This window comes from Rhodanobacter sp. T12-5 (genome assembly GCF_008329435.1).
Classification (GTDB): Bacteria; Pseudomonadota; Gammaproteobacteria; order Xanthomonadales; family Rhodanobacteraceae; genus Rhodanobacter.
On the sequence record NZ_NPKN01000003.1, the window covers coordinates 86,014 to 104,475 of the forward strand.

The 18,462-nt window shown below is 64.4% G+C and carries 16 protein-coding genes; 10 read left to right on the plus strand and 6 right to left on the minus strand.

All coding sequences use genetic code 11. The features are described 5' to 3' along the window. The first annotated feature begins 66 nt into the window (after positions 1 to 66). The 4 genes from tgt (at position 67) to secF (ending at position 4,672) form a co-directional block, all read left to right on the plus strand. On the plus strand, positions 67 to 1,245 hold the full coding sequence (gene tgt, locus CIW53_RS08465; RefSeq protein WP_149364284.1) for a tRNA guanosine(34) transglycosylase Tgt: 1,179 nt from the start codon (positions 67 to 69) through the stop codon (positions 1,243 to 1,245). Positions 1,246 to 1,377: 132 nt separating this feature from the next. Beyond that, entirely contained in the window at positions 1,378 to 1,707 is a 330-nt protein-coding gene (gene yajC / locus CIW53_RS08470; protein ID WP_149364285.1) for a preprotein translocase subunit YajC, read from the plus strand. Positions 1,708 to 1,816: 109 nt separating this feature from the next. Beyond that, positions 1,817 to 3,700, plus strand: a complete 1,884-nt coding sequence (gene secD, locus CIW53_RS08475; protein ID WP_149364286.1) for a protein translocase subunit SecD — start codon at positions 1,817 to 1,819, stop codon at positions 3,698 to 3,700. Between the two features lie 9 nt (positions 3,701 to 3,709). Further along, positions 3,710 to 4,672 (plus strand): protein translocase subunit SecF, encoded by a 963-nt coding sequence (gene secF / locus CIW53_RS08480; RefSeq protein ID WP_149364287.1) that lies wholly within the window; start codon positions 3,710 to 3,712, stop codon positions 4,670 to 4,672. 136 nt (positions 4,673 to 4,808) lie between these two features. On the opposite strand, the gene murU is transcribed toward secF, so the two are convergent. The 4 genes from murU to CIW53_RS08500 form a co-directional block, all read right to left on the minus strand. Beyond that, positions 4,809 to 5,513 carry an N-acetylmuramate alpha-1-phosphate uridylyltransferase MurU gene (gene murU / locus CIW53_RS08485; protein ID WP_149364288.1) on the minus strand — a complete coding sequence of 235 codons (705 nt, stop codon included), beginning with the start codon at positions 5,511 to 5,513 and terminating at the stop codon, positions 4,809 to 4,811. After that, positions 5,510 to 6,523 (minus strand): phosphotransferase, encoded by a 1,014-nt coding sequence (locus CIW53_RS08490; protein ID WP_149364289.1) that lies wholly within the window; start codon positions 6,521 to 6,523, stop codon positions 5,510 to 5,512. Before CIW53_RS08490 ends, murU begins: the two co-directional genes overlap by 4 nt. Positions 6,524 to 6,624: 101 nt before the next feature. Further along, complete coding sequence (locus CIW53_RS08495) at positions 6,625 to 7,254, minus strand: class I SAM-dependent methyltransferase (protein WP_149364290.1); 630 nt, start codon at positions 7,252 to 7,254, stop codon at positions 6,625 to 6,627. 12 nt (positions 7,255 to 7,266) lie between these two features. Beyond that, a complete protein-coding gene (locus CIW53_RS08500; protein WP_149364291.1) occupies positions 7,267 to 8,334 on the minus strand; it encodes a DMT family transporter in 1,068 nt (355 codons plus the stop codon). Between the two features lie 62 nt (positions 8,335 to 8,396). On the opposite strand from CIW53_RS08500, the gene CIW53_RS08505 reads away from it, so the two are divergent. The 4 genes from CIW53_RS08505 (at position 8,397) to CIW53_RS08520 (ending at position 14,398) form a co-directional block, all read left to right on the plus strand. Further along, positions 8,397 to 8,804, plus strand: coding sequence for a hypothetical protein (locus CIW53_RS08505; protein WP_242451830.1), 408 nt, complete (start codon positions 8,397 to 8,399; stop codon positions 8,802 to 8,804). Between the two features lie 211 nt (positions 8,805 to 9,015). Next, the gene (locus CIW53_RS08510) at positions 9,016 to 10,179 is read left to right on the plus strand and encodes a TolC family protein (RefSeq protein WP_242451844.1); all 1,164 of its coding nucleotides are present in this window, start codon (positions 9,016 to 9,018) and stop codon (positions 10,177 to 10,179) included. After that, positions 10,176 to 11,273 (plus strand): efflux RND transporter periplasmic adaptor subunit, encoded by a 1,098-nt coding sequence (locus CIW53_RS08515; protein WP_149364292.1) that lies wholly within the window; start codon positions 10,176 to 10,178, stop codon positions 11,271 to 11,273. The genes CIW53_RS08510 and CIW53_RS08515 overlap by 4 nt, the downstream gene beginning before the upstream one ends. Beyond that, complete coding sequence (locus CIW53_RS08520; RefSeq protein ID WP_149364293.1) at positions 11,273 to 14,398, plus strand: CusA/CzcA family heavy metal efflux RND transporter; 3,126 nt, start codon at positions 11,273 to 11,275, stop codon at positions 14,396 to 14,398. The genes CIW53_RS08515 and CIW53_RS08520 overlap by 1 nt, the downstream gene beginning before the upstream one ends. A gap of 52 nt (positions 14,399 to 14,450) precedes the next feature. Here CIW53_RS08520 and CIW53_RS08525 read toward each other — a convergent pair whose 3' ends face one another. Both CIW53_RS08525 and CIW53_RS08530 read right to left on the minus strand, forming a co-directional pair. Continuing rightward, positions 14,451 to 15,719, minus strand: a complete 1,269-nt coding sequence (locus CIW53_RS08525) for an ammonium transporter (protein WP_242451831.1) — start codon at positions 15,717 to 15,719, stop codon at positions 14,451 to 14,453. A gap of 118 nt (positions 15,720 to 15,837) precedes the next feature. After that, the gene (locus tag CIW53_RS08530) at positions 15,838 to 16,176 is read right to left on the minus strand and encodes a P-II family nitrogen regulator (protein ID WP_149364294.1); all 339 of its coding nucleotides are present in this window, start codon (positions 16,174 to 16,176) and stop codon (positions 15,838 to 15,840) included. Between the two features lie 241 nt (positions 16,177 to 16,417). Here CIW53_RS08530 and CIW53_RS08535 point away from each other — a divergent pair, with 241 nt between their 5' ends. Beyond that, complete coding sequence (locus CIW53_RS08535; protein ID WP_149364295.1) at positions 16,418 to 16,906, plus strand: SUF system Fe-S cluster assembly regulator; 489 nt, start codon at positions 16,418 to 16,420, stop codon at positions 16,904 to 16,906. Between the two features lie 8 nt (positions 16,907 to 16,914). Beyond that, complete coding sequence (sufB, locus tag CIW53_RS08540) at positions 16,915 to 18,381, plus strand: Fe-S cluster assembly protein SufB (RefSeq protein ID WP_172969622.1); 1,467 nt, start codon at positions 16,915 to 16,917, stop codon at positions 18,379 to 18,381. Positions 18,382 to 18,462: the final 81 nt, after the last annotated feature.

The window sequence follows — 18,462 nt, forward strand, 5'->3', positions numbered from 1 at the left end:
ATCGCCCGCCAGCGGGCTCCTACGCGGCGCAGTGCGGGGCTTGGCCAAACCCGCGATAATGCCCGGATGACTTCCCTACAGTTCGATCTCCACGCCACCGACGGCGCAGCCCGCCGCGGTCGCCTCACGTTTGCCCGCGGCACGGTGGAGACGCCGGCGTTCATGCCGGTGGGTACCTATGGCTCGGTCAAGGCGATGACGCCGCGCGACGTTACCGAGACCGGCGCGGAGATCATCCTGGGCAACACTTTCCACCTGTTCCTGCGGCCGGGGCTAGAGATCGTCGAGAAGTTCGGCGGGTTGCACAAGTTCATCGGTTGGGACAAGCCGATCCTCACCGATTCGGGCGGTTTCCAGGTGTTCTCGCTGGCACACAAACGCAAGATCACCGAGGAGGGCGTGACGTTCGCCTCGCCGGTCGACGGCTCGAAGGTGTTCCTGTCGCCGGAGGTGTCGATGCGGATCCAGACCACGCTGGATTCGGACATCGCGATGATCTTCGACGAGTGCACGCCGTATCCGGCCACGGTGCAGGTGGCGTCCGACTCGATGGAACTGTCGCTGCGCTGGGCCACGCGCTCGCGCCGCGCCTTCGATGACCTGCAACGCGTCGCTTCAAAGCCGCCGAACGCGCTATTCGGCATCGTGCAGGGCAGCGTGTACGAGAACCTGCGCCGGCGTTCGGCGGCAGGTCTGGTGGACATCGGTTTCGACGGCTATGCGGTGGGTGGCCTGGCGGTGGGCGAGCCGGAGGCCGAGCGCAACCATGCGCTGGACTTCACCGTGCCGCTGCTGCCGGCCGACAAGCCGCGCTACCTGATGGGCGTGGGACGGCCGGAGGACATCGTCGAGGCGGTGCGCCGCGGCATCGACATGTTCGACTGCGTGATGCCCACCCGCAACGCGCGCAACGGCTTCCTGTTCACCGCCGAAGGCACGCTGCGCATCCGCAACGCGAAGTACGCCGCCGACACCGGGGTGATCGAGGAGGGCTGCGACTGCTACGCCTGCAGCCAAGGTTTCAGCCGGGCCTACCTGCGCCACCTCGATCGTTGCAACGAGATTCTCGGCAGCCAGCTCGCCACCATGCACAACCTGCGCTACTACCAGCGCCTGATGGCCGGGCTGCGGGGGGCGATCGCCAGCCGTACGCTGGAATCGTTCACGGCCGAGTTCTACGCCCGTCGCCAGTGCGCGGCCACGTCGCAGGGTCGCCTTGCAACCGCCGGTGCCTGCCCTCAGTAAGGGTCGGGTGCCGCGCTGCAACGCGGCAGACGCTGCCGTGCATGGTTCGGGGGTGCATGGCATAATCGAGAATCTTTTATCAGGCGTTCAGCTGAAATCGCCGGCTGCGCCATAACTTGCGAGACAAAAACGATGAGTCTTCCGATCTCTCCCGTGATCGCCCAGGCGGCCGCCCAGCCTGCCGGCGGCGGCATGTCCATGATCATCATGATGGCGGTGCTGTTCGGCCTGATGTATTTCATGATGATCCGCCCGCAGATGAAGCGGCAGAAGGAGCATCGCGCGCTCATCGCCGGCTTGTCCAAGGGCGATGAGGTCGTCACCAACGGCGGCATCGCCGGACGCGTGGAGGAAGTGGGCGAGACATTCATCACGGTCGAGATCGCGGCCGGCGTGAAGGTCAAGGTGCAGAAGGGATCGGTCCAGCAGGTGTTGCCCAAGGGCTCGCTGAAGTCCGCTTGAGGACGGGTTCGAGGCAGCGGGCCGGTCGCGGCGGCTGTCTTCAACACGGCTATTTCTTGATTGTTGCTATCGCCACGGCGTCTTGCCGTGGCTTTGACGGGTGCAAGGCATGAGTGATTTTCCCCGCTGGAAGTACGCGCTGGTCGCGTTGGTGATGCTGTTCGGCATCATCTACGCCTTGCCGAACGCATTCCCGCCGTTGCTGGCGGTGCAGGTCACGGCCAATCGCGACGCTCCGCCGATCGATCAGTCCGTGCAGCAGAAAGTCACTGCGGCGTTGGCCAGCAAGCACATCGCCGTCACCGACGTGGTGGTGGATGGCGATCATCTGCTGGCGACATTCCCCAACTCCGACGTGCAGAAAAGCGGCTCCGACGTGATCAAGGCGGCGCTCGGCGACGGCTACACCGTGGCGTTCAAGCTGCAGTCCAATGTGCCCGGCTGGCTGCAGGCGATCGGCGCACGCTCGATGCCGCTGGGCCTGGATCTGCAGGGTGGCGTGCACTTCCTCATGCAGGTCGATCAGGGCGACGCGATCGACAAGCAGGAAAACAGCTATGCGGACGATATCCGCACGCTGCTGCGGCAGCACAACATTCACTACGAGTCGGTTGTGCGCAATACCGTGCGCGGCCAGGGCATCACGGTGATCCTGCGCTCGGAAGACGACCGATCGAAATCGGCCGACGCGATCGCCAACGAATACACCGATCTCAACGTGGCGACCGGCCCCAGCACGGGCGACCGGTTTACCCTGAACGTCACGATCAAGCCGGAGAAGTTGCGCGAACTGGCGCGCAGCGCGATCACCCAGAACCTCGGCACGCTGCGCAACCGCATCAACGCGCTGGGCGTGTCCGAGCCGTTGATCCAGCAGCAGGGCGAGAGCCGCATCGTGGTCGAACTGGCCGGCGTGCAGGATCCGACCGAGGCGAAGAAACTGATCGGCGCCGTTGCCACGCTGCAATACCGTCCCGGCATCGGCCAGGCCGGCGATGCACAGGCACAGGAAGCGGCGCGCACCGGCAACATCCCGCCCGACGCCAACCTCTACTACATGCGTGGCAGCCATCTGCCGGTGCTGGTGAGCAAGCGCATCATCGTGACCGGCAACCAGCTGGTGGACGCCTCGTCCGGCATCGACCAGCAGAGCGGCACGCCGAAGGTCGACGTTACCCTGAATGCCGCCGGCGCCAAGAAGATGGGCGACTTCACCAACGCCAACGTCGGCAAGCCGATGGCGGTGGTGTATGTCGAGCAGGTCTACGAGACCAAGATCGTCGACGGCAAGGAAGTGCGCGTCCCGAAAGTCACCGAGACGGTGATCAACGACGCCTCGATCGCCAGTCCCTTCAGCAAGCAGTTCCAGACCACCGGCCTGGGGAGCCCGAAGGAAGCTTCCGACCTGGCCCTGCTGCTCAAGGGCGGCGCACTGGCGGCGCCGATGGACGTCGTCGAGGAAAGCGTGATCGGCGCGAGCCTCGGTCAGGACAATATCGACAAAGGCTTCAAGGCGGTGCTGCTGGGCCTGGCCCTGGTGCTGCTGGCAGCGGCGATCTACTACAAGCTGTTCGGCCTGGTCGCCGATATCGCGTTGTTCTTCAACCTGGTGATCCTGGTGGCGGTGATGTCGCTGATCGGGGTCACCCTGACCATGCCGGGCGTGGCCGGCATCGTGCTGACGCTGGGCATGGCGATCGACGCCAACGTGCTGATCTGCGAGCGCGTGCGTGAGGAACTGCGCAACGGTTCAAGCCCGCATGCATCGATCCGCGCCGGTTACGAGAAGGCCTGGTCGACCATCCTGGACGCCAACGTCACCCATCTGATCGCCGCCCTGGCGCTGACCACGATGGGTACCGGCGCGATCAAGGGCTTCGGCGTGACGCTGATGATCGGCATCCTGACCTCGCTGTTCACCTCGGTGACGCTGACCCACGCGTTCACCGCGCTGATCCACGGCCACCGCAAGCTCAAGACGCTGTCGGTCTAAGGAACCACCATGGAAATCTTCAATCACGACAGCAACATCAACTTCCTTGGCATGCGCAAGTTCAGCATTGCCATCGCCATCTTCCTGATGGTCGCCTCGATCGGATTGATCGTGACCAGGGGGCTGAACTACGCGCTCGATTTCACCGGCGGCGTTTCGATGGTGATCGACTACGACCAGTCGGTGGAAATCTCCGACGTGCGTACCGCGCTGGAGAAGGGTGGTTTCGACCATGCGATGGTGCAAAGCCTTGGCGGCACCCGCGAGGTGTCGATCCGCATGCAGCCGAAGGACGACAAGAAAGCGGTCGACGCCAGCGGCAAGGTCAATCTCGACCTCATTTCCGCCGACGTGCTGAAGACGCTGCATGTGGCGCGTAAAGACGCCAAGCTGAAGAGTCGCGAACTGGTCACCGCGGAAGTCGGTGCGGAACTGAAGAGCGACGGCACCGTCGCTGCCGTGTTCGTGATCCTGGGCATCATGGCTTACCTGTGGATACGCTTCGAGCGCCGCTTCGCGATCGCCGCCGTGGCCACCGAAATCCATGACGTACTGGTGACCCTGGGCATCCTGGCGCTGGCGCAGCGCGAGTTCGACATGACCGTGCTGGCCTCGGTGCTGGCGGTGATCGGTTACTCCATCAACGACAAGGTGGTGGTGTTCGACCGCATCCGCGAGTTGTTCCGTCTCGCGCGCAAGGCCGAGCCGGAAGAGATCCTCAACCGCTCGATCAACAACACGCTGTCGCGAACCATCATCACCTCGCTGTTCACGGCGATCACCATGGGCGCGTTGTATTTCTTCGGTGGCCCTGCCGTGCACGGCTTCGCCGTGACCATGCTGATCGGCATCGTGGTCGGCACGCTGTCCTCCATCTTCGTCGCCAGTCCGATCCTGCTGTGGCTGGGCGTATCGAAGAAGGACCTGATGCCGGTCACCAAGGAAAACCCGGAGCTGGCGCGCCGTCCGTAAGCCTGCCTTGTCGAAAACGGCCCGGCTTGTACCGGGCCGTTTTTTTGTGGGAGCGGCTTCAGCCGCGATGCCTTTTCAAGCTGCCAGCAAAGCATCGCGGCTGAAGCCACTCCCACAGGATCTGCGGCGCGCGATGCTATGTGCCCAGTGCGGATTCCAGCTGCGCCAATCGCGCCGGCGTACCGACGTCGGTCCATGCGCCGCGATGATGCGAGCCACCGACCCTTCCGTACGCCATCGCCGTCTCCAGCAACGGCCGCAACTTGAATCGCGGCGGTTTCGCGTCGGCGCCCGGTGCGTCGCCGACTACCTCGAACCAGCCGTCCAGCAGCTCGCGGCGAAACACGCCGATACCGCTGTAGGTGAGCCGTGGGCCGCCGTCATCGTGCAGTCGACCCTGCTCGTCCAGCCGGAAATCGCCGTTCGGGTGATGCGCCGGGTTGTCGACCATCAGCAGGTGCGCGACAGCTTCGGGCGCGGCGGGCAGGGTGGCGAAATCCGCGTCGCACCATACGTCGCCGCTCACCACGAGGAACGGCTCGTGCCCGAGCAGCGGCAGCGCGTTCAGCATGCCGCCGCCGGTCTCCAGCGGCGTGCTGCCTTCATAGGCATAGCGAATGCGCAAACCCCAGCGCGAACCGTCGCCCAGCATGTCGGGAAACTGTTCGGCCAGGTGCGAGGTATTGATCACCACGTAATGCACTCCGGCCGCCGCCAGTTTTTCGAGATGCCAGACGATCAACGGTTTGCCGCCGACCGGCAGCAGCGGTTTGGGGGTGTGGTCGGTCAGCGGACGCATGCGTTCGCCAAGGCCGGCAGCGAAGATCAGTGCGTGCTTCATGCGGCCATCGGCAAGCGCAGGTCGCGGCCGCCGACGCAGCGTCGCAACAGTGCCACGAAATCGGCCAGTTCGGGATAGCGGCCGGCCACCTCGATCACGTAGTCGTAGACACGTGGCAGATCGTCGAGATACCCCTGCTTGCCATCGCGATAGCACAACCGGCAGAAGATCCCGAGCACCTTGATGTGGCGCTGCAGGCCGATCAGGTCGAACCAGCGCAGGAAGCGTTGGCGGTCGACGTCCGCGACTATCAGTCCGGCAGCCTGCAGGCGCAGTCGGTAGGTTTCGACCCAGGCCTCGACGCGTGCGCGATCCCACGCGATATAACAGTCGCGCAGCAGGGAGGCGAGGTCATAGGCGATCGGACCATGCAGTGCACCCTGGAAGTCGATGATGCCAGGGTTGTTGTCTGCCGTGATCAGCAGGTTGCGGCTGTGGTAATCGCGATGCACGAAGCAGCGTGGTTGCGCCAGGGCGTTGCGCAACAGCGTGGTGAACGCCACCTCCAGCACGTCCCACTCTTCGCATTCAGGCGTGTAGTTGATGTGCCGGCGCAGGAACCACTCCGGCATGATCTCCAGTTCGCGCTGCAGGAAGGCGTGGTCGTAGGGCTGCATGCCGGCCGCATCCACGTCGCGCTGCATGCGCAGCAGCGCGTCCATCGCATCGCCGTACAAGGCATCGACCGTGTCGTCGTTCAATGCCGGCAGATACAACTGCGAACCGAGGTCCTCGATCAGCAGGAAGCCCTGTTCCACATCGTGTGCGCGCACCGCTGGCACGTGCAGGCCGGCAGCGGACAGGCGCGCGCCGATCTCCAGCCACGGCTGCGGATCTTCCAGCGCTGGCGGCGAATCCATCACGATCCAGCTGTGGCCGTCGTGTTGCGTGCGCCAGTAGCTGCGGAAGCTGGCATCGGTCGAGGCGGGCGTGAGCATGAGGGTGGAGTCGGCGAGCACCTGGCGGGTCCAGGCGAGACGGGCAGTGCAGCGTTCGGAGGTGTGAGTCATGCCGCCAGCTTAGCGAGGCGCACGGGCGGTAGAAAGGGAACCGGCGCGGTACGTGGCCGCGGCTCCGCAGCATTCGTCGCAGTTCGCCATCAGCTTGTCGCTCAGGTGGTATGGGCAGACACCCGCTGGAACAGGGCATAAAGAAATTGCTGCGTGTTGCCGAACGGTGTCGCATGAAGTTCCAACGTGCTGTCGATCAGCGCGAAACCATCGCCGAGCGCACGCATCAACCCCTCGATGTCGTAGCGCACCGTATCCAGTCCGCTGCACTTCATCGGGCCGTCCGGACCGAACGTGGCGAGCACGGCATGGCCGCCCGGCTTCAGCGCGTGGGTCAGCTGCCGCACGTAGTTCACGCGCTGATCGACTTCGGTCATAAAGTGGAAGACAGCGCGGTCGTGCCACAGGTCGTAGCGCGCTTTTTGCAGCGGTGCATCGATAAGATCGACCGAGAGCCAAGTCACTGCATTCGCCGACTCGCCGAGGCGATTTCGGGCAATGCTCAAAGCTTCCGCCGAAATATCGAGGACACTGAGATCGCGATAGCCGCGCGCGAGCAGATCGTCGACCAGGGTCGACGCACCGCCACCGACATCGAGCACGGCGGCATGGCGATCTGATGCGACCTGTTCGATCAGGGCGAGCGACCTATCCAGGTGCGGCCGGTACCAGCTGACCGCATCGGTGGCCTTGGTCGTGTAGACGCTTTCCCAGTGCGGCTGCCGATTCATGTCGTGTCGTCCTCAGTGCCCGTGGCGGTGATGCAGATCCGGGTAATGCGGGTGGCTGTGGATCATGGGTTCGTGTACATGCGGATGGGTGTGCGGCTCCTCGCCGTCCCACGGGAAATCGTGCGTATGCTGGTGATGGGTATCGTGGCGATGGCGATGATTGTGTGCCAGGGCCTGGTGCGCATGTTCATGCTCGTGGCTCTCGCTTACGTGCAGCCAGACACCGATGGCCATCAGGGCGCCAGCCAGCCAGAACGTGAGGTCGGCGTGTTCGGCAAACAATGCCAGAGAGAGTGCGGCGCCCAGAAAAGGTGCCGTGGAAAAATAGGCGCCGGTTCGCGCGGTGCCCAGACTCCGCAAGGCGAGCACGAAAAGCAGCAGGCTCAAACCGTAGCCGACAAAGCCGAGCACGCCCGTGGCCAGCAAGGGGAGCGCGGCGGGAAAGCGGTAACCCATGACAAGTGCAAGGATCACATTGATCGCGCCGGCCACACCTCCCTTGATTGCGGCGATTTGCATGGGGTCGCCTCCGGCCACCTGCCGGGTCAGGTTGTTGTCGATCGCCCAGCACAGGCAGGCACCGGCGATCGCCAAGGCACTCCATGGAATTTCGGTACTCAGCTGACGCTGCCAGGAAAGCAGCGTGCTACCGGCAACGATCGCCAGCATGCCGAGCAAAACTCGGCGATCCACATTCTCGCGAAACACGACCCACGCGATCACAGCGGTTAGAACCCCTTCCAAATTCAGCAGCAGCGAAGCGGTCGAGGCCGGCGTGCGTGTCAGTCCCACCATGAGAAGGATCGGCCCGAGCACACCACCCGACAGGACCGCACCGGCAAGCCATGGCATGTCGCGACGAACCAAAGGCGCTTCGATGGTTACTTGGTGGCGTGCTTTGCGCAGCAGCATCCACAACGACAGTCCGATGCCCGAGCCGACATACAACAAGCCTGCCAACAAGAGTGGCGGCATGCTGCCGAGCAATATCTTGGCGAGCGGTGTGCTGATGCCAAACAGCGCAGCGGCAGCCAGTGCCTGGAGGATGCCGTGAGTGTGGTCAGGATTCGCAAGTTTCATGAGCGCATATTACGCGACTGATGGGATAGCCCCGGTCGGCAACGCAATTGTCTAACACGTCGATGATTGCTTACGATAATCAAGTGATTCATGCCAAACCGCCACTGCTGACCCATCTGCGCCGCCACCGCGGCCTGTGGGTGCTGGCTGTCGCGGTACTGCTGATCAAGCTGGTCATGGGTTCGATCTGCCTGGGTGACGATCCCGCCGCAGCCCGGCTGGCCGATACGCAAACGGCTACCAGCGCACTCGCAACCATGGACTCGGCAACCACAGCTGCGCCTGACGACAACGCATGCCTGCTGGGTGAAGCGGGTGGCTGTCATTGCACCTGTGCACATGCACTGACCTTGACGACCAGCATCACGCTCTCCGTCGCGCTCCTCGACGTGACGAGGGAGTCTTCCCGTCTCTCTCTGGGCCTTGTACCGGTAAAGACCGGCTCGTTGCTGCGCCCCCCCATCGCCTGAAACCACACCGTTCCGCGACGAAGCCGCCTTGCGGTCCGTCACCTCGTGGTCGTTTTCAGGAGATCGCTTCATGTCTGTTCTACGTTCGGTGCCCATCGGCGCCGTGTGTCTGCTGTGCGCGGCGATGCTCGGTGCCGCACCCGTATCCCATCCGTCCCTACCGGTCGTTGCTCTACCGGCATCGCTGGCATCGTCCCCGTTGCAAGAGGCGGTGCGTCGCATCTGGCAAGCCAGCCCCGAGGTGCAAGCCGGGCGGGCGGATCTTGACGCCGCCCGTGCTCGTGCGCGTGCTGCCGCACAGCCGCTGTACAACCCGTCGCTTTCGCTCGATGCGGAGAACGCCGACGTCAATCGACGCACGGCCGGCATCAGTCTGCCGCTGGATCTGTCCGGCAAGCGCCGCGCCCGGGCCAGTCAAGGTGAGGCCGAGTTGCTTGCTGCCGAGGCGGGCTACAACCTGTTGCGTCGTGACGTCGCTGCACGCTGGTTGAAAGCCTGGTCGACGGCCGCACTCGCCGCCCGACAGAGCGAACTGGGCCAGCGCCGTCTTGTCCTGATGCAACGCTTCGATGATTTGGCCGCACAGCGGCTGAAGGTGGGCGACATCAGTAGTCCGGAACGTGATCTGGCCGGTCTGGCGCTCGGTGAGGCGCAGGTGCAACAAGCCACACTCGCGGGCAATGAAGCGGCGGCCCGCGCGGCATTGCTGGCCATCAGCGGCGATCAACTCGCCGCGTTGCCAGTGTTGCCCCGCGGCCTGTCACCGGCGGCGGGCAGTGTCACGCCGTTGCCCGTCGATGAGCTGCCCGAACTGCGGCAATCCCGTGCTCAGCAAACGGGCGCCGAGGCCGGTGTACAGGTCGCCCGTCGGGCACGTATCCCCGATCCTACGCTGAGTTTGACCGGCGGACAGGTGCGCAGCGGGCCGCATACCGATCAGGTGATCGGTCTGAGCGTGTCCATTCCGTTGCCGGTGCTCAACACCGGTCGTGCCGAAGTGGCTGCCGCCCGGGCGGAGGCCGATGCGGCAGCCGCCCGCGTGCGTTCGCGCCAGTTTGTGTTGCGCGCCGGGCTGCAGGAAGCGCAAGCCCGCTATGCCGCCTTGCGGCATGCCACCGAGGCGTTCCGCAGCGGTCGCGCTGCCGCCTTCGAGGACCGCACCGCACTGCTGGAGAAGCTCTGGCGCGCCGGCGAAATCAGCACGTCCGATTACCTCGTGCAACTCAAACAGAGCCTGGACACCGCGTTGTCCGGCCAGGCACTGGAAAGCCAGACCTGGCAGACCTGGTTCGACTACCTCGCCGCCGCGGACCGTCTGACCGACTGGCTCGATGGCCGCACTCCGGTCGGCCTCAATCAGGAAATCTCCCGATGAATCTCTCTCTTTTTAAGCGCAGTCTGTTGGGCATGGCGTTGTTGGCGGCGCTGGCCGGCTCCGTCATGGCGCAAGAGCCGGTAGCTGCCAATCCACTTGCGTTGGATGCCAAGGCGATCAAGGACGCCGGCATCGTGCTCGACAAGGTCGCCCCTCGCGCCTTGACCGACGAACTGAAAGCCCCCGGCGAAGTGAAAGCCGATGCCTATTCCACCGTGCTGGTGTCGCCGCGCGTGGAATCCCAGGTGCTCGCCCGCAAGGCCAAACTCGGTGACGTGGTGAAGGCCGGCCAGCCGTTGGTCGTGCTCTCCGGCGTGCAAGTAGCCGAAACTCAGGGTGCGCTGATCGTGGCCGAACAGGATTGGCAACGGATCGCGTCGCTGGGACCGCAGGCGGTATCGGCACGGCGCTACAACGAAGCGAAGGTGCAGCGCGACCAGGCCCGTGCCAAGTTGCGCGCCTATGGCCTGTCCGACGGCCAGATCAGCGGTCTACTGCGCAAGGGATCGGCCGGTGCCGACGGCAGCTTCGAGTTGCTCGCGCCGGCCGGTGGCCGCGTCACCACCGACGAGTTCTTGGTGGGTGAACGGGTGGAACCCGGCCGGACCCTGTTCACCCTGGTCAAGGAAGATTCGGTGTGGGTTGTCGCCCAGATGTCGCCGGACGACGCCGAGCGGGTCAAGCCGGACGCCGACGCTCGCATCCTTGTGCATGACACGGTGACTCCCGGCAAGGTCGTCCAGCGCTCGCATCAGACCGACGAGCGCACGCGCACGGTACCGGTGCGCATCGAAGTCGACAATCGAAAGGATCTGTTGCACCCGGGTGAGTTTGTCGAGGCACGCATCGCCGTCGGCGCTGGCGCACGGAAATTGGCCGTGCCCGCCGAAGCGATCGTGCTGCTGCAGAACCAGCCGACCGTGTTCCTCGCCAGAGGCAACGGCCAGTTCGAGCCGGCGTTCGTCATGGTCGCTGACACGCGAGATGGTTGGACGGTGGTCACCCGGGGCCTCAAAGCCGGCGACAGCTACGTGCGCAAGGGTGCGTTCGCGCTCAAGGCGCGTCTACTCCGCTCGCAGCTGGGAGAAGAATGATGTTGGAACGTCTGGTTGAATTCTCTCTGCGGTACAAGGTGCTGGTGCTGATCATTTTCGTGGTGATCGGGTTCCTTGGTTTCCAGGCCGTGCGTCAGCTGCCCATTGATGCCTTCCCGGACGTGACGCCGGTGCAGGTCAATGTCTACACCGAAGCCTCGGGGCTGGCGGCGGAAGATGTGGAGCAACTCCTCACCACGCCGGTGGAGTCGGCGCTCGCCGGTTTGCCCAAAGTGGAGCAGATCCGCTCGGTGAGCCTGTTCGGCTTGTCGTATGTGTCGGTGTATTTCGACGACAGCATGGACACCTACTTCGCCCGCCAGCTGGTCAACGAGCGCCTGCAGCAAGTGGGTGATCGCTTGCCGGCAGGTTATGGCAAACCGGAGATGGGGCCGAACACCTCCGGTCTCGGTCAGGTGTTCTGGTACACCGTCGAGCCCGCCGACAACACCTTGAAAGGTGCAACAGCGGGCGCGGCACCGAACGACATGGACCTGCGCACGCTGCAGGACTGGACCATCCGCCTGATCCTGCGCACCGCCCCCGGTGTCGATGACGTCACCTCGTGGGGCGGCCAGGAAAAGCAGTTCCAGGTACGCATCGACCCGATGAAACTGATCGCGCACAAGCTTGGCTTCAAGGAGGTGATCGAGGCGCTGCAGGCGAACAACGCGCAGGTCGGCGGCAACTTCGTCGACGTGGGGCGTGAGCAGTATCTGGTGCGCGGACTGGGGCTTATCCAGAACGCCACGGATCTGGGCAACATCGTCCTCAAAACGGAGGATGGCACGCCGGTCTACGTGCGTGACGTTGCCACGATCACCGAAGCGGGCGCACCACGTACCGGTGCGGTGACGCGCGACGGCAAGGAAGTGGTATTGGGCATGGCGTTGGCACGCATCGGCGAGAACGCCAAGAGTGTGGTCGATGCAGTCAAGGCCAAGCTCGACACGGTAAAGCAATCCTTGCCGCCGGGCGTGGTCGTGAAGCCGGTGTACGAGCGCACCGAACTGGTCAACGCGACGGTGAGCACCGCGGTGCGTGCGCTGGTGGAAGGTTCGATCCTGGTGGCGCTCGTGCTGTTCCTGTTCCTGGGCGAGTTCCGCAGTGCGCTGGTGGTCGTGGTGGCGTTGCCATTGGCGATGCTGATCGCCTTCATCTGCATGAATCAGGCGGGCCTTTCCGCCAACTTGATGTCGCTGGCGGGCCTGGCGATAGGTATCGGCATGATGGTGGATGGGGCCGTGGTGATGGTCGAAAACGCCTACCGCATCATGGCCGAGCGCAAGGCACATGGTGGCCCGGTGGATCGCACCTCGGCGGTGCTGGCCGCGGCGCGCGAGGTGGCCAACCCGATGGCGTTCGCCATCCTGATCATCATCGTGGTGTTCCTGCCTCTGTTCAGTCTGCAGGGGCTGGAAGGCAAGATGTTCAAGCCGATGGCGTTCAACATCAGCTTCGCGATGGCTGGCTCGCTGATCCTCGCGCTGACCTTGATACCGGTGCTCGCCGCGCTGGTGTTGAAGCCGAAGGAAGAGAAGGACACCTGGCTGGTCGCGTTCCTGAAGCGCCATTACGCCACGGTGCTCGCCTGGGCGCTTGCCCGCCGCAAGCTCGTCCTTGGCATCGCCGGCGGAGCCTTGATCGGCAGCCTGGCGCTGTTCCCGTTCCTCGGCAAGGAGTTCATGCCCAATCTGAAGGAAGGCGCCATCATGTGGCGCATCACCTCGATTCCATCGACCTCGCTGGATGAGTCGATCAACATCTCCAAACAGGTGTCGGCGCTGATCAAGCAGAAGTTTCCGGAGGTGGACACCACGCTGGCGATGATCGGCCGTGCCGAGAAGGGTGAGACCGCGGACGTGAACTACATGGAGGTCTACACGCCGCTGAAACCGAAGGATCAATGGCGCAAGGGCGAGACGCTGGAAAGCATCGAGGAAGCGATGCAGAAGGCATTGTCGGCGGCATTGCCCACCGCAGTAGTGAGCTATACCCAACCGATCCAGATGCGCATCGAGGAGTTGATCTCCGGCGTACGGGCCACCTTGGCGCTGAAGATCTACGGCGATGACCTGGGCGAGCTCGATCGTCTCAGTGGCCGCATCAAGAACGTGCTGGCCGGCGTGCCCGGTGTGGCGGATCTCGCGCTGGAGGCAAACATCGGCAAGCCGCAGATCCGCATCAAGGTGGATCGCGATGCGCTGGCCCGTTACGGCCTGAACGCCGACGACGTGCTGACGGTGGTGAAGAACGGCATCGGCGGCGAGCCGGTGACCACGCTGCTCGATGGCGTGAAGCGCTTCGATATCGCAGTGCGGCTGGACGATGCTGACAAGGCATCCTTGCCGGCGATCCAACGCATTCCGATCCGAACGGGCAGTGGTGCTTTGGTGCAGCTGTCGCAAGTGGCTGAGGTCAGCGATGCGGAAGGTTATTCGTTCATCCGCCGCGAGCAGTTGCAGCGCTATGCAGTGATCCAGATGGACGTGCGCGGGCGCGATATCGACGGTTTCGTCAAGGACGCCAACGCCGCCATCGCCCAGCAGGTGAAGTTGCCGACCAGCTATTACAGCGAATGGGGCGGCGCGTTCGAGAACCAGCAGCGGGCGTTGAAGCGGTTGTCATTGATCGTGCCGGCGACGATCTTCTTCATCTTCGTGCTGCTTTACACCGCGTTCAATTCGGTGAAGTACGCCGCGCTGATCCTGGCCAACGTGCCGTTTGCCACCATCGGCGGCATCGTGGGCTTGGCGATTACCGGGCAATACTTGTCAGTACCTTCGGCGATCGGCTTTATCGCGGTGTTCGGCGTGGCGATGTTGAACGGCATCGTGCTGGTGAGCTTCTTGAACGAGCAGCGTGAGAAAGGGCTGCCCGTCCGGGAGGCAGTGATCCGCGGCACGGCACTACGCATGCGACCCGTGATGATGACCGCGAGCGTGGCGATCCTGGGCCTGGTGCCGATGCTGCTCTCCAGCGGCGTCGGTGCGGAAACCCAGCGTCCGCTTGCCACCGTGGTGGTGGGCGGGCTGATTACCTCGACCCTGCTGACGCTGGTGCTGCTGCCGGTGCTGTACGACTGGATCGAGGAACGCGTGGCACGGCGACGCGGCGAAGCGTGACGATGAAGTGGATGGCGATATGGCCGCTGCCGTGTCGCCATCCACTGCCCGCTCAGGACAGGTTGTAGGCGCGCTCCTCGTGAAGGGCCAGATCCAGCCCGACCTGTTCCTGTTCTTCATCCACGCGCAGGCCGATGGTCCAGTCGATCGCCTTCAGGATCAGCAGGCTGAGCAGCCCGCTCCACAGCACGGTAAAGCCAACGCCCTTGCACTGGATCCACAGTTGCAACAGGGGATGTTCGATGTTGCCGAAGCCGCCCAGCGCGGCGGATGCGAACGGTCCGGTCAGCAGGGCGCCGATGATGCCGGCGATGGCGTGCACGCCAAACACGTCGAGGCTGTCGTCGTAGCCGAAACGATGCTTGAGCCGGGTCGCGGCGAGGAAGCAGATCACGCCCGCGATCACGCCGAGGATCAGCGCGCCACCCGGCCCGATGGTGCCGGCGGCAGGGGTGATCGCGACCAGGCCGGCGACCGCGCCGGAGGCGATGCCGAGCACGCTGGCGCGGCGGTGGATGATCCATTCGATCGCCATCCAGCTCAATGCGGCGGCGGCCGTGGCGATCTGGGTCACCAGCATCGCCATGCCGGCACTGCCGTTCGCGGCCACCGCCGAGCCGGCGTTGAAACCGAACCAGCCCAGCCACAGCATGCTGGCCCCGATCAGGGTGTAGCCGAGGTTGTGCGGCGGCATCGGTACATGCGGGTAACCGCGTCGCCGGCCCAGCACCAGGCAGGCGACCAGCCCGGCGATGCCGGCGTTGATGTGCACCACGGTGCCGCCGGCAAAGTCGAGCACGCCCAGATCGCCGAGGAACGAACCGGGGCCGCCCCACACCATGTGCGCCATCGGCAGGTAGACCACGGTGAACCAGGCGGCGGTGAACACCAGCAATGCGGAGAACTTCATGCGCTCGGCCACCGCGCCCACGATCAAGGCCGGCGTGATGATGGCGAAGGTCAGCTGGAACATCGCGAACACGCTTTCCGGCACGCGCTGGTAGAGGCTATGCGGCGTCATGCCCGCGAACAGCGCGCGATCCAGCCCGCCCACGAACGAGTGCAGGTTGGTCGTGCCGGCCTGCATCCCGGCCGTGCTGAACGCCGCGCTGTAGCCGTACAGCATCCACAACACGCTGATCAGCGCGGTGATCGCGAAGCACTGCATCAGCACCGACAACAGGTTCTTGGCACGCACCATGCCGCCGTAGAACAGCGCCAGCCCCGGTATCGTCATCAGCAACACCAGCATGGTCGCCGTGAGCATCCAGGCGGTGTCGCCGCTGTCGAGTGTTGCCGGCGCAGCAGCGAGCGCACTCAACGGCGCGCCACCAACAATCAGCGCAATCCACCGCGTCGCCTGGGGCAGCCCACCCGTTCCCCGTTCCCTGCGACCGTCAGGAAGTCCCCTTGCGGGATTCCCCGATCCCCGCCTCATCTCAAAGCGCATCGCCATCGACCTCCTGCGTGCGGATACGGATGACTTGTTCGAGCTCGCTGACGAAGATCTTGCCGTCGCCGATCTTGCCGGTGCGCGCTGCGCTGCCGATCGCCTCGACCGCGTGGTCGAGGCGATCGTCGTCCACGGCTATCTCGATCTTCAGCTTGGGCAGGAAGTCCACCACGTACTCGGCACCGCGATACAGCTCGGTATGTCCGTGCTGACGGCCGAAGCCCTTCACCTCGGTCACGGTCATGCCCTGTACACCGGCCTCGGCCAGCGCCTCGCGCACATCGTCCAGCGTGAACGGCTTGATGACGGCCGTGATCCACTTCATGGCGTGCTCCCGCGTCGGTGAGTTCTATTGCATCGCAGCACGATGCGTGCCAGCACTTCAGGACAAGGCTTGGCGCAGTGCGTGGGGGGCCTGAATCGCGTGGTGGAGCAGCACATGCACGACTTGCGGGCAATCGGCGGGAGGCATTGCACGATGCTGGTGCGTGGCATGGATTGACCGCACCGCATCAAATCAGTACCATTTTAGTCCCGATTCGATGGCCCAGCCAGAGCGTCCCCCCATGCTCCGCGTCAGCCGACTGACCGATTACGCGACCGTGGTGATGACCTGCATCGCCGCGCACCCGACCGACGTGCTCAGCACGGTGCAGATCGCCGACGAGACGCGGCTGGAGCTGCCCACGGTAAGCAAGCTGCTCAAAGCGCTCGGCCATGCCGCGCTGGTCGAGTCGTTTCGCGGCGTCAACGGCGGCTACCGGCTGGCCCGCCCGGCCGGCGAGATCTCGCTGGCCGAGATCGTCGAGGCGCTGGAAGGCCCGATCGGCATGACCGAATGCAGCGCTGGCGAAGGCCACTGCGATCGCGAGTCGCAATGCGGCGTGCGCGGCAGCTGGCAACGGATCAACAACGTGCTGGACAACGCGCTGCGCGCGGTCAGCCTGGCCGACATGCTCAAGCCGCAGCCGCCACGGGCGTCGCGCAGGATCGCCCTTGTGGCGGTCAGTGACATCGCGATGCCGGCGAAAGCCCGCCGGGTCACCACCGAATGAACGAGATCATGAACAAGCAGAGCAGCAGCGCCGCCACGCTTCGCGACAACGCCGACGTGGCCGAGGCTCTCGGCCGCACTTATTCGGCCGGCTTCATCACCAAGATCGAGATGACCGGCTTGCCGCCGGGTCTGGACGAGAGCACCGTCCGTGCGATCTCGGCGATCAAGCACGAACCGGAGTGGATGACCGAGTGGCGGCTCGATGCCTATCGCCACTGGCTGACCATGCCGAAGCCGGACTGGGCCAAGCTCAATATCGATCCGATCGACTACCAGGCGATCAGCTACTACGCCGCACCCAAGGTTGCGCCGAAATCGCTGGACGAAGTCGACCCGGCGCTGCTGGAAACCTACGAGAAACTGGGCATTCCGCTGCACGAGCGCGCGGCGCTGGCTGGCGTGGCGGTGGATGCGGTATTCGACTCGGTCTCGGTCGGCACCACCTTCCGCAAGCAGCTGGCCGAGGCCGGCGTGCTGTTCTGCTCGATGAGCGAGGCGATCCGCGAATACCCGGACATCGTGCGCAAATACCTGGGCAGTGTGGTGCCCACCGGCGACAACTTCTTCGCCGCGCTGAACTCGGCGGTGTTCTCCGACGGCAGCTTCGTGTTCATCCCGAAGGGCGTGCGCTGCCCGATGGAGCTGTCCACCTACTTCCGCATCAACGCGCAGAACACCGGCCAGTTCGAACGCACCCTGATCGTGGCCGAGGAAGGCGCCCACGTCTCCTACCTCGAAGGCTGCACCGCACCGAAGCGCGACGAGAACCAGCTGCATGCGGCGGTGGTCGAGCTGGTCGCGCTGGAAAAGGCGCAGATCAAGTACTCCACCGTGCAGAACTGGTACCCCGGCGACGAGAACGGTGTGGGCGGCATCTACAACTTCGTCACCAAGCGCGGCGACTGCCGCGGCGACGATTCCAAGATCAGCTGGACCCAGGTGGAAACCGGCTCGGCGATCACCTGGAAATACCCTTCCGTGGTGCTGCGCGGCGACCGCTCGGTGGGCGAGTTCTACTCGGTGGCGCTGACCCATCACTTCCAGCAGGCCGACACCGGCACCAAGATGATCCACCTCGGCAAATACACCAAGTCGAAGATCGTCTCCAAGGGCATCAGCGCCGGGCGCAGCTCCAACAGCTACCGCGGCCTGGTGAAGATGGAGAAGGGCGCCGAGGGCGCGCGCAACTACACCCAGTGCGACAGCCTGCTGATCGGCAAGAAGTGCGGCGCGCACACCTTCCCGTACATGGAAGTGAAGAATCCCACCGCGATCGTCGAGCACGAGGCCACCACCTCGAAGATCTCCGACGACCAGATGTTCTACTGCCGTGCGCGCGGCATCCCCGAGGAAGACGCCGTGTCGATGATCGTCGACGGTTTCTGCAAGCAGGTCTTCCGCGAACTGCCGATGGAGTTCGCGGTGGAGGCGAAGAAGTTGCTTGAGGTCAGCCTCGAAGGTGCCGTTGGTTGATGCAGGAGCGCACTCTGTGCGCGATGCATTTCCCGGCGAACCCCATCGCGCACGAGGTGCGCTCCTACAGATCGTGTCGAG

Excerpts from the sequence above, each read along its gene's own strand:
- tgt (WP_149364284.1), top strand. The coding sequence starts at position 67 with ATGACTTCCCTACAGTTCGATCTCCACGCCACCGACGGCGCAGCCCGC.
- CIW53_RS08490 (WP_149364289.1), bottom strand. The coding sequence starts at position 6,523 with ATGACTCACACCTCCGAACGCTGCACTGCCCGTCTCGCCTGGACCCGC.
- CIW53_RS08500 (WP_149364291.1), bottom strand. The coding sequence starts at position 8,334 with ATGAAACTTGCGAATCCTGACCACACTCACGGCATCCTCCAGGCACTG.
- murU (WP_149364288.1), bottom strand. The coding sequence starts at position 5,513 with ATGAAGCACGCACTGATCTTCGCTGCCGGCCTTGGCGAACGCATGCGT.
- secD (WP_149364286.1), top strand. The coding sequence starts at position 1,817 with ATGAGTGATTTTCCCCGCTGGAAGTACGCGCTGGTCGCGTTGGTGATG.
- CIW53_RS08515 (WP_149364292.1), top strand. The coding sequence starts at position 10,176 with ATGAATCTCTCTCTTTTTAAGCGCAGTCTGTTGGGCATGGCGTTGTTG.
- CIW53_RS08505 (WP_242451830.1), top strand. The coding sequence starts at position 8,397 with ATGATTGCTTACGATAATCAAGTGATTCATGCCAAACCGCCACTGCTG.
- CIW53_RS08520 (WP_149364293.1), top strand. The coding sequence starts at position 11,273 with ATGTTGGAACGTCTGGTTGAATTCTCTCTGCGGTACAAGGTGCTGGTG.
- CIW53_RS08495 (WP_149364290.1), bottom strand. The coding sequence starts at position 7,254 with ATGAATCGGCAGCCGCACTGGGAAAGCGTCTACACGACCAAGGCCACC.
- sufB (WP_172969622.1), top strand. The coding sequence starts at position 16,915 with ATGAACAAGCAGAGCAGCAGCGCCGCCACGCTTCGCGACAACGCCGAC.
- secF (WP_149364287.1), top strand. The coding sequence starts at position 3,710 with ATGGAAATCTTCAATCACGACAGCAACATCAACTTCCTTGGCATGCGC.
- yajC (WP_149364285.1), top strand. The coding sequence starts at position 1,378 with ATGAGTCTTCCGATCTCTCCCGTGATCGCCCAGGCGGCCGCCCAGCCT.
- CIW53_RS08530 (WP_149364294.1), bottom strand. The coding sequence starts at position 16,176 with ATGAAGTGGATCACGGCCGTCATCAAGCCGTTCACGCTGGACGATGTG.
- CIW53_RS08535 (WP_149364295.1), top strand. The coding sequence starts at position 16,418 with ATGCTCCGCGTCAGCCGACTGACCGATTACGCGACCGTGGTGATGACC.